The sequence below is a fragment of the Conexibacter woesei Iso977N genome (genome assembly GCF_000424625.1).
Lineage (GTDB): Bacteria > Actinomycetota > Thermoleophilia > Solirubrobacterales > Solirubrobacteraceae > Baekduia > Baekduia woesei_A.
The window spans coordinates 328,151-340,272 of record NZ_AUKG01000003.1 but is presented as its reverse complement, the minus strand read 5'-3'; the positions used below and the strand labels follow the sequence as shown (position 1 = coordinate 340,272).

Annotated in this window: 10 protein-coding genes, 1 tRNA gene and 1 other RNA gene; 7 read left to right on the top strand and 5 right to left on the bottom strand. The window is 69.3% G+C overall.

Annotated elements, in window-relative coordinates; all coding sequences use genetic code 11:
- The first annotated feature begins 46 nt into the window (after nucleotides 1–46).
- The 4 genes from H030_RS0123175 to H030_RS0123160 all read left to right on the top strand — a co-directional run bounded on the left by H030_RS0123175 (nucleotide 47) and on the right by H030_RS0123160 (nucleotide 4,939).
- The gene (locus H030_RS0123175) at nucleotides 47–1,375 is read left to right on the top strand and encodes a M20/M25/M40 family metallo-hydrolase (RefSeq protein ID WP_027007881.1); all 1,329 of its coding nucleotides are present in this window, start codon (nucleotides 47–49) and stop codon (nucleotides 1,373–1,375) included.
- Between the two features lie 149 nt (nucleotides 1,376–1,524).
- Nucleotides 1,525–2,829: a hypothetical protein gene (locus H030_RS0123170; protein ID WP_027007880.1), complete on the top strand. Its 1,305-nt coding sequence runs from the start codon at nucleotides 1,525–1,527 to the stop codon at nucleotides 2,827–2,829.
- A gap of 34 nt (nucleotides 2,830–2,863) precedes the next feature.
- The gene (locus H030_RS0123165; RefSeq protein ID WP_027007879.1) at nucleotides 2,864–3,427 is read left to right on the top strand and encodes a TetR/AcrR family transcriptional regulator; all 564 of its coding nucleotides are present in this window, start codon (nucleotides 2,864–2,866) and stop codon (nucleotides 3,425–3,427) included.
- Between the two features lie 72 nt (nucleotides 3,428–3,499).
- A complete protein-coding gene (locus H030_RS0123160) occupies nucleotides 3,500–4,939 on the top strand; it encodes an MFS transporter (protein WP_027007878.1) in 1,440 nt (479 codons plus the stop codon).
- 68 nt (nucleotides 4,940–5,007) lie between these two features.
- On the opposite strand, the gene ffs is transcribed toward H030_RS0123160, so the two are convergent.
- From ffs to H030_RS0123150, 3 genes are all read right to left on the bottom strand, one after another.
- Nucleotides 5,008–5,274: signal recognition particle sRNA large type (gene ffs, locus H030_RS38610), an RNA gene on the bottom strand.
- Nucleotides 5,275–5,287: 13 nt separating this feature from the next.
- A complete protein-coding gene (locus tag H030_RS39340; protein ID WP_155892233.1) occupies nucleotides 5,288–5,437 on the bottom strand; it encodes a hypothetical protein in 150 nt (49 codons plus the stop codon).
- A 96-nt stretch (nucleotides 5,438–5,533) separates the two neighbouring features.
- The gene (locus H030_RS0123150) at nucleotides 5,534–6,460 is read right to left on the bottom strand and encodes a glutathione S-transferase family protein (RefSeq protein WP_027007877.1); all 927 of its coding nucleotides are present in this window, start codon (nucleotides 6,458–6,460) and stop codon (nucleotides 5,534–5,536) included.
- A gap of 58 nt (nucleotides 6,461–6,518) precedes the next feature.
- On the opposite strand from H030_RS0123150, the gene H030_RS0123145 reads away from it, so the two are divergent.
- The 3 genes from H030_RS0123145 (at nucleotide 6,519) to H030_RS40290 (ending at nucleotide 8,048) form a co-directional block, all read left to right on the top strand.
- A tRNA-Val gene (locus H030_RS0123145) sits at nucleotides 6,519–6,590 on the top strand.
- Between the two features lie 84 nt (nucleotides 6,591–6,674).
- On the top strand, nucleotides 6,675–7,433 hold the full coding sequence (locus H030_RS0123140; RefSeq protein WP_027007876.1) for a site-specific integrase: 759 nt from the start codon (nucleotides 6,675–6,677) through the stop codon (nucleotides 7,431–7,433).
- 360 nt (nucleotides 7,434–7,793) lie between these two features.
- Nucleotides 7,794–8,048, top strand: a complete 255-nt coding sequence (locus H030_RS40290; RefSeq protein ID WP_231398521.1) for a helix-turn-helix domain-containing protein — start codon at nucleotides 7,794–7,796, stop codon at nucleotides 8,046–8,048.
- Here H030_RS40290 and H030_RS0123130 read toward each other — a convergent pair.
- A complete protein-coding gene (locus H030_RS0123130) occupies nucleotides 8,032–8,397 on the bottom strand; it encodes a hypothetical protein (RefSeq protein ID WP_027007874.1) in 366 nt (121 codons plus the stop codon). The genes H030_RS40290 and H030_RS0123130 overlap by 17 nt on opposite strands.
- A gap of 10 nt (nucleotides 8,398–8,407) precedes the next feature.
- The gene (locus H030_RS0123125) at nucleotides 8,408–11,953 is read right to left on the bottom strand and encodes a DNRLRE domain-containing protein (RefSeq protein WP_027007873.1); all 3,546 of its coding nucleotides are present in this window, start codon (nucleotides 11,951–11,953) and stop codon (nucleotides 8,408–8,410) included.
- Nucleotides 11,954–12,122: the final 169 nt, after the last annotated feature.

Here is a 12,122-nt window from a genome sequence, read left to right as displayed (position 1 = left end):
TGAGTGTAGAGCGGTCCCGGACGGCGGCCCCATAGGCTGTGGCGCCATGGCCGACACCCTTCTCGACGAGCTCTTCCACTGGCTGCGCATCCCCAGCATCTCCACGGGCGGCGGTGATCCGGCCGAGATCGAGAAGGCGGCGGAGTGGGCGGCGGCCAAGGTCCGCGCGGCGGGCGGCGAGGCCGAGCTGCTGACGGTCCGCGAGGGCGGCAACCCGCTGGTCATCGGCGAGCTGCGCGCGTCGAAGGACGCGGACTCCGCCCCCACCGTCCTGATCTACGGCCACTACGACGTCCAGGGCGCCGAGCCGCTCGACCTCTGGACGACGCCGCCGTTCGAGCCGGTCGTCCGCGACGGCCGCGTCTTCGCGCGCGGGGCCGCCGACGACAAGGGCAACTTCCTGCCGCTGCTGGCCGCCGCCTGCGACCTGGCGACCGAGGGCGCGCTGCCGGTCAACGTGCGCGTCGCGGTCGAGGGCGAGGAGGAGGCCGGCGGCGAGTCGATCTCGCAGTGGCTGAAGGACGACCCGCGCGGCGCCGATGCCGCGATCGTCTACGACTCCGGGATGGTCTCGCCCGAGCTGCCGGCGATCACCGTCGGCCTGCGCGGCGTCCACCTGGTGACCTTCGACGTCCGCGCGGCCGACCGCGACCTGCACTCCGGGATGTACGGCGGCAGCGCGCTGAACGCCCTGCACGCGCTGCACCAGGGGCTGGCCGCGGTCATCCCGGGCCCGGACGGCAGGGTCCGCGAGGAGCTGCGCGCCGGGATCGCGCCGCCGACCGACGAGGAGCGCGCGTCGTGGGCCGAGCTGCCGTCGGGCCAGGAGTCGCTCGACGCCGCGGGCGCGCGGCCCGCCTACCCGGGCGCCGCCGACGAGTTCATCGAGCGCAACGGCTCGGACACCGCGGTCGACGTCGACCAGATCGTCGCGGGCGACGCGCGCACGGTGATCCCGGCGGTCGCGCGCGCGACCGTGTCGATCCGCGTCGCGCCCGGCCAGGACGTCGTGGCGATCGGCGCCGAGCTGGAGCGGCTGATCCGCGAGGCGCTCCCGGCCGGCGCCGAGATGACCGTCGTGTCGGCGCACACCGCGCCGCCCGCGCACTTCCCGGCCGACTCGCCGGTGCTGCAGATCGCGGGCCGCGCGATCGAGCGCGCCGCGGGCGTCGCGCCGGCGTTCACGCGCTCCGGCGGCGCGATCCCGTTCGTCGCAGACCTGTCCGAGAAGGGGATCCCGACGATCGTCACCGGCTTCGTGCTGCCCGACGACCCGTTCCACGCACCGGACGAGTCGTTCTCGCTGCGCGGTCTCGAGTTGGGGTACAAGTCCGCGCGCGAGCTGCTGACGGGCCTGGCGGAGCTGGGGTCCTGAAGCGCTTCGGCGTTCCTGTAGGGGTCGCCGCGGCACTCGGCGCGCTGATCGCGCTGGCGTGCGCGCCGACGTGGTTCGTCAACTACGACAGCGAGTACGCGCTGCTGTGGGGCAACGACATCGTCCACGGGCGCACGCCCGACTACGACGTGCCGTTCGCGCCGACGCCGCACCCGCTGGCGACGCTGGTTGGTGCCATTGGCTCGATCTTCGGGACGCGCTTCGGCGAGGACCTGCTCATCGTGCTCGGGTTCTTCGCGCTGGGCATGTTGGGGTGGTTGGTCTACGCGCTGGGGCGGGCGTGGTTCACGCCGCTGACGGGCGTGGTCGCCGCGTTGTTGGTGTTGACGCGCGAGCCGGTGCTGTCCTACGGCGTCCGCGCGTACGTCGACATCCCCTACATCTGCCTGTTGTTGGGGGCGTTGCTGGCGGAGACGAAGCGCTCGCGGGCCGGGACCGTGCCGCTCGTGCTGCTGGCCTTCGCGGGGCTGCTGCGCCCGGAGGCGTGGCTGTTCGCGGTCGTCTACGCGTGGTGGCTGTGGCGCGGGGGCGTTTTGCGACCCCTACACATTGCCTTGGTCGTCGGCGCGCCGTTGTTGTGGGCGTTGAGCGACCTCGTCATCACCGGCGACCCGCTGCACTCGCTGACCGGCACGCGCTCGACCGCCGAGTCGCTCGGCCGCGTCACCGGCCTGCAGCACGTCCCGACGGCGACGCCGCGCCGGCTCGGCGAGATCCTGCGCGAGCCGGTGCTGTTCGGCGCGGCGGTCGGCGGCGTCCTGTCGCTGTGGAAGCTGCGGACCCGCGGCATCCTGACCGGCGCGGCGGCGGGCGTCCTGGCGATCGTCGCCTTCGCGCTGCTCGCGACCGCGGGCCTGTCGATCCTGACGCGCTACCTCCTCTTCCCCGCGACGCTGCTGGCGATCTTCGCCGCCGCCGGGATCTGCGCGTGGGTCGAGCTGCCGCGCGAGGACCCATGGCGCAACCGCTGGATGGCGCTCGGCGCGCTGACGGTCGTCGGGTTGTTGGTGTTCATCCCGTCCCAGCTCACGCGGCTGAGGAACACGCGCCACGCGCTGATCGCCCAGACGCACATCCTGGACGAGCTGCACGACATGGCCGTCGCGCACCTCCCACCGGCGCATTGCGCGATCTCGGTGCCCAACCGGCGCGCCGTGCCCCAGCTCGCCCTCTGGACCGACCGCCGCCCGTCGCAGATCCGCAGCGCCCAGGAAGACGGCCGCTACACGCTGCCGGGGTTCGCGCCGCGGACGCGCGCGATCGCGAAGCAATTCATCCTCGACCAGAGCGACGTCGACAAGGCCCTCCCGCCCGCGCCGGAGAGCTACACCGCGCTGGAGGGCCGGTACTGGACCCTGTTCGGCCCAGAGGCGTCGACCGACCGCTGCGCGCTGCATCCGGACATCGGCCCCGACATCGTCGTCGTCCCTTGACACCAAGTGTGAGTGAGTGCATACTCACACCTGCATGACGCCCACGGCCACCACCTCCACGAAGCGCACCCTCTCGACCGCCGAGGCGCGGCGCGAGGCCGTGCTCGAGGCCGGGATGGCCGTGTTCGCCGAGCGCGGGTTCCTCGGGACCCCGACGACGGAGGTCGCCAGGGCGGCCGGCATCTCGCAGGCGTACCTGTTCCGCCTGTTCCCGACCAAGAGCGACCTCGTGGTCGCCGTGGTGCGCCGCTCCAACGAGCGGATCTACGAGGCGTTCGAGGCTGCGGCCGCGCGCGCCCATGCCGAGGGAACCGACCCGTTCGAGGCGATGGCCAACTCCTACAGCGTGTTGCTGCAGGACCGGACGATGCTGATGACGCAGGTCCATCAGCACGCCGCGGCCGCCTCGATGCCCGAGGTCGCCGAGGCGTCGCGCGAGTGGTTCGCGCAGCTGTACGCGCTCGTGGAGCGCGTGACGGACATGACGGAGGAGGAGATCCACCGGTTCTTCGCCACCGGCATGCTGCTGAACGTCATGGCGGCGATCGGCGTCACCGACGAGCACGGCGACTGGGCCAAGGTCCTGCGGGTCTGCTGATGGCCATGCCGTGCTCCCCCTTTTTTGCCCATCGAGTGAGTGAGTGCTCACTCTTTCTTGAGGACTGACGAGATGACCCTCTCCCCATCCGCGTCCACGAAGCCGCGTGCCGGCTGGACGTTCGTGATCGTCAGCGTGGCCCTGTTCATGGTCACGCTCGACAACCTCGTCGTCAGCACCGCGCTGCCGACGATCCGCGTCGACCTCGGCGCGTCGCTGGAGTCGCTGGAGTGGACGGTCAACGCCTACACCTTGGCGTTCGCCGTCCTGTTGCTGACCGGTGCTGCCCTCGGCGACCGCTTCGGCCGCAAGCGCATGTTCGGGATCGGCATCGGGCTGTTCACGCTGGCGAGCGCGGCAGCGGCACTCGCGCCGTCCGCCGATGCGCTGGTCGCCGCGCGTGCGATCCAGGGCGTGGGCGCGGCGATGGTCCTGCCGCTCACGCTGACGCTGCTGTCCGAGGCGATCCCGGTCGAGAGGCGCGGGCTGGCGATCGGCGCGTGGTCCGGGATCTCCGGCCTCGGCGTCGCGCTCGGCCCGGTCGTCGGCGGCGCGGTCGTCGACGGGATCTCGTGGCACTGGATCTTCTGGCTGAACGTCCCGATCGGGATCGGCCTCGTGCCGCTGTCGCGCCGCTTCCTGACCGAGTCGCACGGCCCCGCTGACAAGCTCGACCTGCCGGGCATCGGGCTCGCCGGGCTCGGCCTGCTGGGCATCGTGTTCGGGATCGTGCGCGGCGAGGCGCTGGGCTGGACGAGCGCCTCGATCCTCGGCGCGCTGGCCGCGGGTGCCGCGTTGTTGGTGGCCTTCGTGGTCTGGGAGCACCGCGCCCCGGCGCCGATGCTGCCGCTGCGGTTCTTCAAGAGCCGCGCCTTCACCGCCACCAACGCGACGTCGCTGGCGATGTTCTTCGGCGTGTTCGGCTCGATCTTCCTGCTCTCGCAGTTCTTCCAGACGACGCAGGGGCTGTCGCCGCTGCAGTCCGGGCTGCGGGTGCTGCCGTGGACGATCATGCCGATGTTCGTGGCGCCGGTCGCGGGCATCTTGTCCGACCGGATCGGCGCGCGGCCGCTGATGGCGTCCGGCCTGGCGCTGCAGGCGATCGCGATCGCCTGGCTGGCCGCGGTGGTCACGCCGACGGTCGCCTACAGCGCGGTCCTGGTCCCGTTCGTGCTGGCCGGGACGGGCATGGCGCTGGTCTTCGCGCCGGCGGCGAACTCGGTGCTCGGGTCGGTCCGGCCGGAGGAGGCCGGCCAGGCGAGCGGCGCGACCAACGCGATCCGCGAGCTCGGCGGCGTCCTCGGCGTCGCGGTCCTGGCGAGCGTGTTCAACGCCAACGGCGGCTACAGCTCCCCGCAGTCCTTCGTGGACGGCATGACGGCGGCGCTGCCGATCGGCGCAGCCGTCCTGGGCGCCGGCGCGCTGATCGCGCTGCTGATCCCGCGCCTGCGGCGCGCGGACGAGACCGAGGGCGCCGAGGCTCCGGCCACCGCGCTGGTCGAAGCCGCGTAGCTCCTCTCCCCTCCCCCGGAACGCAGAGAAGGCCCCGCCAGTGGCGGGGCCTTCTGCAGTTCAGTGGACCGTGCACCCGAAATCGAAATGCGGTCCCCGGGCGCCACGCCGGAGGGTGGCTCCGGCTCGGGAGCTCCCGCTGCGCCCGCCGGTGATCGCTTAAGGCTGCTTCCTTCCGGACCTGACCTGGTTCACGAGCCGACGCCGCGCGGGACCCGGGCCTTCAACGCCACCACGGCGCGCAGCCCCGTTGACCACACCCCTCGATCGGGGATTCGGCCTCGCTAGAGCGGATTGCGAGCGATAGGGCACCGCTACCTCCCCGCCTAGCACGGTCCGCGACGGATTCTACCGCTGCGGGGCGGGCTCCGGCTGCGCGGTCGCCAGTGCGGCGGCGAAGCGGAAGAGCGACGAGGCCAACGAGGGGCCGACGTAGACGTTGCCGCCGGGCGCGGTGGTCGTCGCGACGGCCGGCGGGGTGGTCGATGCAGCGGACATGCACCGGAGTATTCCTGACGGGGGCGTCATTTAGTGTCGCGCCCGTCACAGACCCACCGTTTGGAGGGGTTTTTGGGGCGCGTTCGCGCGCGGCGACTACGCGGCGGTGCCGCGGCGCAGCTCGAGGCGGTCCCGGTCGTGCGAGGCCCAGAGGTCCAACTCCGGCCCCTTCGGGACGATCCGCGTCGGGTTCAGCTCCGGGTGCGTCATGTAGTAGTGGCGCTTGATGTGGTCGAAGTCGACCGTGTCGGCGATGCCCGGCTCCTGGTAGAGGTCGCGCAGGTAGCCGGAGAGGTGGTCGTAGTCGGCGATCCGGCGCCGGTTGCACTTGAAGTGGCCGACGTAGACGGCGTCGAAGCGCACGAGCGTCACGAACAGGCGCCAGTCCGCCTCGGTGATCTCGTCGCCGAGCAGGTAGCGGTTGGTCGCGAGGCGGTCGTCGAGCCAGTCGAGCGTCTGGAAGAGCTCGTCGAACGCCTCCTCGTAGGCATGCTGAGAAGTCGCGAAGCCTGCGCGGTACACGCCGTTGTTGACCGAGTTGTAGACGCGGTCGTTGACCTCGTCGATCGCGGTGCGCAGATCCGGCGGGTAGAGGTCGTGGCAGTTCGGCGCCCAGGCGTTGAGCATCCGGATGATCTCGGCCGACTCGTTGTTGACGATCCGGTTGTTCTGGATGTCGAACAGGACCGGGACCGTGACGCGGTCGTCGAACGACGGGTCGGTGAGGAGGTACGCCTCCTTGAGGTAGGCGAACCCGTTGACGGGGTCCGGCTCCTCGTCGGTGAAGCGCCAGCCCTTGTCGTCGCGGATCGGGTCGACGACCGTCATCGGGAGGAGCTCCTCGAGGCCCATGATCTGCCGCACGATCGCCGTGCGCGACGCCCACGGGCACGCGAGCGACACGTACAGGTGGTATCGCCCGGCCTCCGGCCGCTCCATGACCAGCTCGCGGAAGCGCGACTCCTGGCGGACGAACCGTCCGTCCTCGTCGGCTTCCTTCTCGAACTGGGGCTTCCCGGACATCTGCGTCACGATAGGACAGGCCTACCCGAACCGCCCTCCCGCTAGAATCCGCCGCCTCGGGCGCGTAGCTCAGTGGGAGAGCGCTCGCTTCACACGCGAGAGGTCGCAGGTTCGAAACCCGCCGCGCCCATGGTCCGGAAGCCCCGCAACCGCGGGGCTTTCGTCGTTTCGGGCCGCAACCTCGGTCGCTCGGGACCGGCGGTTTGGAAGCAATTTGGAAGCGATACACCTCCAGGACGCCGACCTGAGACTGGGCACCGCTCGTTCGGCGAGCTCTGAAACCGCGCGGGAGCACTTGGACACGGCCGCGGCCGACTTCAAGTTCCAGGTGGACCGCGACGGCGAGCGCGTGCGCCTCAAGACCGAAGAGAGCAAGTCCCGCGTCCCGCTGTCGCGGGCCGCTGTGATCCTGCTGCGCAAGCACAAGGCCGCCAGCGAGCACACCCGCCCCAAGGACTACGTGCTCTGCACCGACCATGGCGGGCCGCTCCACCAACGCAATGTCCTACGGGCGCTGTACCGCGCCCAGGAAGAGGCCCGAAAGCCGGACGGGAGGCCGACGTTCCCGGAGCTGTTCGAGCACGACGGCGATGAGCTGGTCGTGGACGCCGAGGGCGCCTACGTGCTGAACGGGACGCCCCGCCGGGAGCTCAACCTCCCGCACTTCCACTCGCTGCGCCACGGCGCGGCGATGAACTGCGAGGACGCGGAAGAAGCGCGCGACCTCCTACGGCACAAGAACACCAACGTCACGAACGCCGTCTACCGCCCCACTTCTCGGAGAAGCGCCGGGAGGCACTGCGAGCCAAGCTCAACGCCCGCCAGTAGCGCCCGCGCCGGGAGGCGCTGCGGGCCAAACTCGACACCCCAGCCCTCGGCGCTGTCAGGCGTTCAGCGCGGAGCTACGCAGCGCGCTCCTGGCGCTCTGAGAGCCGTGCCAGTGGTACGGCGTGCTTCCAGTGCGCGACGATGAGCCGCTCGTCGCTGGACGCACCGCGATCGTGCTCGGGAACCCAGGTACGACCTTCTGGGAGCGTGACGTGAAGGCGGGCGGCCTTCTGCTGTGCCTCCGGGCTGGCCTTCTGCCGGGCTGCAGTCGTCGCATGTGCGCGCCGACGCGCGCGTTGCTTCCGCTTCGCTGCGACTGGAGCAGGCTCTCATGTTCCGGCATTTCCACGCGGTCACCGGTGTTGGCGCCAGCGCTCGTCATGTACTGGGTGTAGGCGCAAAGCGCCGCCACCCACGCGGTCCCGATCATGTCGTCACTTACCGTCGAGGACACCGCCAGGGGGAGGATCTCCGCTGTGCGACGAATGCAGAGTCGGCCATGGACGTGGGCGCCTCCAACCGGAGCGAAAGCAACGGCAACGCGAGCACACCGCCGCTCTCAGTCCGCGGCCAGAACTGCACCCGGTACTCATCATCAGCCAGAACGAACTTGGCCGATCGCAGCGGCGTCCACTGGACCTTCGTGGGTCAGCTGGAACGCGGCCGGCGCAACGTCAGCCTCCACAACCTGCTCAAGGTCGCCGCCGGCCTCGGCGTCGATCCAGGCGAATTGGTCGCCGGGCTCAAGCCCCCGAATTAGGCGGCTGTTCCTCATAGTCGGTCGCGAGAAGGTCCGGATCGCCGATCAGCAGTAATCCGCCGCGCAACTGCACTTTCAAGAGGAAGAAATCCGTGCCATCGAATGTCTTGAGTTGCGCAGCTTCGAAGTCGGCGGCGTCCAGCGTGAGCGTGGTCTCTGAACCGACTCGAAATCCGCTGGCGTGCGGGAGAGCGAGTGGCGTGATCGTGCCAACGCTCGTGAGACGCGTGTGACCTCGAAAATCGCCGGCGCTCACAAGCACCGTCTCGCCCTGGAGCAGACACAGCGTCTTGAGAACGCCAGCGAAGTCGAGGGGCCGATCGTCGTCTGCTGGCAGATCGGCTTTCATCGTTCGGATGCTAAGGGGTTCCGACGATCACGTCATCAGGGCTGTCGATCGGCACCGCGGTGATCACGCCCTTCGAGTGGCCGTCGTACCTAGTCACCTGACGCGAGTAGGTCACACGCCAGGCCGTTGATCCGTAGTAGTACAAGTAGGTGTAGCTGGAGCCGCCATCATGCTTGACAGCATGGTTGGGGTTGCAGAGCGTCTCCCTGATCGCGGCGTCGGTCGTGCTGGTGTAGCCGCGCCGCGCCCTGATGTGCTGATAACCGAAACCGCGGCCGTCGCTGTTCTGATACCCCTCTCGCATCACGAAGTCGTCGCCATTCGAGCAGTGCCACGTTGTGTGAATCCTGTAGGCGCTCAGCGGAGCCGCAAACGGCGAGAAGCCTCCGGACACGGCGGCAGGCGCCGGACCGTCACCGTCGTCGGTGTCGTCGTCTACGGTCGGGTCGAACCCGTATTTGGCAGCGGCGATCGTCGCTGTCGATACGGCTCCAGCGTTGCCGGCGTTGTCAACGGTGCTGATCTGCAGCGACACCCTGCTGGTGGACACCAGGCCGGCAATGGCAAACGACGGTTGCGTTGTGGTCACCGGCGTCGACCACGTCCCGCCATCGACCGCGTACTGATAGGTGTAGGACTGCAAGCCCGAGCCTGGGATACCACCGGAAAGCGCCGGGTCAGCGACGGGCAGCCACGAGATAAACGTCGTCCCGGTTTCGTCGTCGTAGTCGTCAAAGAACCACGGCACGATGCCAGGGCCCGTTCGGTCGACGTTGACAGCCCACGGCGGGCTGACCGAGGTGTTACCCGCGAGGTCTTGGGTGACCTGACGGAAGTGGTGGGCGCCCTCGCTGAGGCCGGATTCATCGACCGCCAACGTCGGTGACACGCTGGCCGGGCAGGTACGCGGTGGCGAGGTCGGGTCGCTGCAGGTCGACTGCGAGGCGGTCGGCTGGCTGGCGTTGTCGCCTTCCTCGAGGGCGACGCGGCGGATGCCCGAGATGGTGCCGCCGGAGCTGGCGGCGGGGTCGGTGGCGCCGAGCGTGATGTTGGTGGTGCCCCTGCCGTCGACGTAGAGGCCGTCGTTGTAGAGGTCGCCGGACGGGGTGCTAGTCGGGCGGGTGGTGTCGCCTTGGCTGTCGGCCGGTGACCAGGCCGGTGCTGGAGGCAGCGCTGAGGTGCGCGGGCTGGCGCTGGTGACGTGCAGCGCGTTGTCGTAGGTGTAGGTGGTTTGGCCGTCGTCGGTCGGCGTGGCCGTGGCGTTCCCGGCCGCGTCGGTCACGACTGTGGTGCGCGTAGTGGGGCTGTAGGTGTAGGTGGTGGTCGGGTTCCTTGTCGGGTCGGCCGGGTGAGCGGTGTCGAGCACCCGGGTGATCTTCGTGGCCCGCCAAGCGCCGTAGTCGGGGACCGACTGCCACTCGATGCGCGTGTCGTGGCCCTGGCTGTCGCTGACGCGCGTCAGGTAGCCGTTGGTGTTGTACTCGTACCTGGTGACGTTGTTATTGGCATCGGTGCTCTGCGCCAGCCAATCGTTGTTCGGGCCGCCCTGGAGATAGGTAGAGACACTGGTGCCGTCGCTCAGTGAGGTGGCCATGTCATTGACCACGTTGTTGGTCAGCGTGACCTGACGGCTGCCGCTGCCAGAGATCCTTGCCGTCTGACCGGAGATGGCGTAGGTCAACTGGTGACCGGCCGTATCACGGATGGCCCGCAGCAGCCCCGAGTTGTAGAAGTAGTATCGCCGCCCGGTGGCGTTGTACGTCAGGCGGTACTTGACATCGGCCACGCCATCACGTGGACAGCTGGTACCGGTGTCTTGGATCACGCAGAGCGTTGCGTCGAGCCCAGCAGGCGGCGTAAATGTGCCGGCGCTGTTGCCGGGCGCGAAGCGATAGGCGGCGCCGGTCTCGTCGCGGACCAGCACCGAGCCGTCGGTGTTCTCGCGCAGGTTGGTCTGCTCGAAGTTCTGGTACCAACCGCGACCGAAACTGGCGTAGTCGTTGGAGGCCGACGACTGCCAGAGTCGATTCACGGCGATGTCGAGGTCGCCGCTGCTACCGGCTAGGGTCGCGTCGCGGGTGGTGTAGGTCAGGTTGCCGTTGGCGACGTTGACCGAGACCTGGGTGTGGTCGTCCAGGCGCTGGGTGTCCTCGGTGTAGGCGGCGCGGGCGCCGCCGTCCTCTTCCCAGTAGACGTCCAGAGCCGGCCACTGGTTGGCGGAGCCGTCGGTCGAGACGAAGCTGTAGGTGACCCTCGGCGAACCGGTGTTAGCCGCCAGCTGGAGGCCGTTGTTGGGCTGAGTGCCCTGCACCCAAGCCGTGATCGTGTCGGCGGGCACGCCGAGGTAGTACCAGTAACCCTGGCTACCCACCGACGTCGCTGGCCCGACCGGCGTGCCGGTGTCGCCGCCGGGCGTCACCCAGGCGGTGCTCCCGTCGCGGGTGTTCCAGGTCGCCGCGTTCGTCCACGACGAGTTCACCGGACGCACCGCCAGATTCGACGCGCTCTGGCTCCTGGTCCCCGGCTGATACAGCAGCAGCGTGCTGTCATAGACCGTCGAGTCCTGCGGGATCGCCGACCGCACGTCGAAGGACAGCAAGCTCTTGTAGGTGTTGGACGCGTCGGAGCCGACCCTCAGCTGCGCGTTGGTGCATTGGCTGGTCGTCGGGGTGCCGCTGGCCAACGTGCAGTCCTGCGTCGCGCCGTGGTGGCGCAGGTTGCTGCCCGACCAGTAGATGTCCGGATCGACCGTCACCGGGAACCTGCGAGCGGGATCGGCGAGCCAGGCTTGGTCGACGGCCAACGTCAACTTCCAGCCGTCCCCGGCCGGGACGATCCTCAGCGACGCCGCGTGCGACACGGCCTCGGTGCTGTCCCACACCACCGGCGCCGCAATCCGGAAGGCCACCGCACCGTCGTCGCCTGCGAAGGCGATCGAGCCGTCGTCCTGCTCGTTCGGAGTCAGGTCGGCGCTGGCCGCGAAGCTGTAGGTAATTGACGACGGCGCATCAGGCGAAGCCAGCGTCAGCGTCTCCCTCAGCCCATCGTTGACCGCCTGATAGGCCGCGTCGGTGTCCTCGGCGACGCCGTCAAAGCTGGCGGTGTCGCCGTCGACCTGCGCGCTGGAGGCCTCGTCGGCGCCGTCCAGCGTGAACCTGATCCAGTCGCCGTCGTGCCTGAGAGCAAACGGATCTGACAGGTCACGGGGAATCAGCGCATCGCCGTCATTGGCCCTCGGGTGCAGGTAGCCATCGGCGCTGGCCGCGACCAGCTCGCTGTCGAACGACCGCCAGCTGCTGCCATCGCGGAAGTGCACCGGCTCGGGATAGACCCGCGTGACGAAGGACCCGTCAGTTCGCTCGAAGGTCTCGGTATCGGCAGTACGCCGATCGACCACCTCGGTGCCCGGATCCGGCGCCTCCTCCCACGCCACCGGCGCAGGCGTAGCGACCGTCGATGTCACGGCAGGAGACGACGTATCGGCGTTTGACGCCGCCCCGACGACCAACGCCACCAACAACGCCGCCACCGCACCCAACAAGGACACGAGCAGCACAAACCGCGACGAACCAACGCTCACAAGAACCCCGCACGATTGATTGAACCAGAGGGCCGGAGCAGCCCCGAGAGCCCCCCCCACAGGCACCGGTCAGCACCCAACAGCAAACAAGCGACCTTCGTCAAGCAACAGACGACGCTATGTACTACCGAGGACCGTCTAGCGA

Bases quoted from the DNA above. Each gene is read 5' to 3' on its own strand.
- H030_RS0123130 (WP_027007874.1), bottom strand. From the start codon at position 8,397: ATGAAAGCCGATCTGCCAGCAGACGACGATCGGCCCCTCGACTTCGCT.
- H030_RS0123175 (WP_027007881.1), top strand. From the start codon at position 47: ATGGCCGACACCCTTCTCGACGAGCTCTTCCACTGGCTGCGCATCCCC.
- H030_RS39340 (WP_155892233.1), bottom strand. From the start codon at position 5,437: ATGTCCGCTGCATCGACCACCCCGCCGGCCGTCGCGACGACCACCGCG.
- H030_RS0123165 (WP_027007879.1), top strand. From the start codon at position 2,864: ATGACGCCCACGGCCACCACCTCCACGAAGCGCACCCTCTCGACCGCC.
- H030_RS0123150 (WP_027007877.1), bottom strand. From the start codon at position 6,460: ATGTCCGGGAAGCCCCAGTTCGAGAAGGAAGCCGACGAGGACGGACGG.
- H030_RS0123160 (WP_027007878.1), top strand. From the start codon at position 3,500: ATGACCCTCTCCCCATCCGCGTCCACGAAGCCGCGTGCCGGCTGGACG.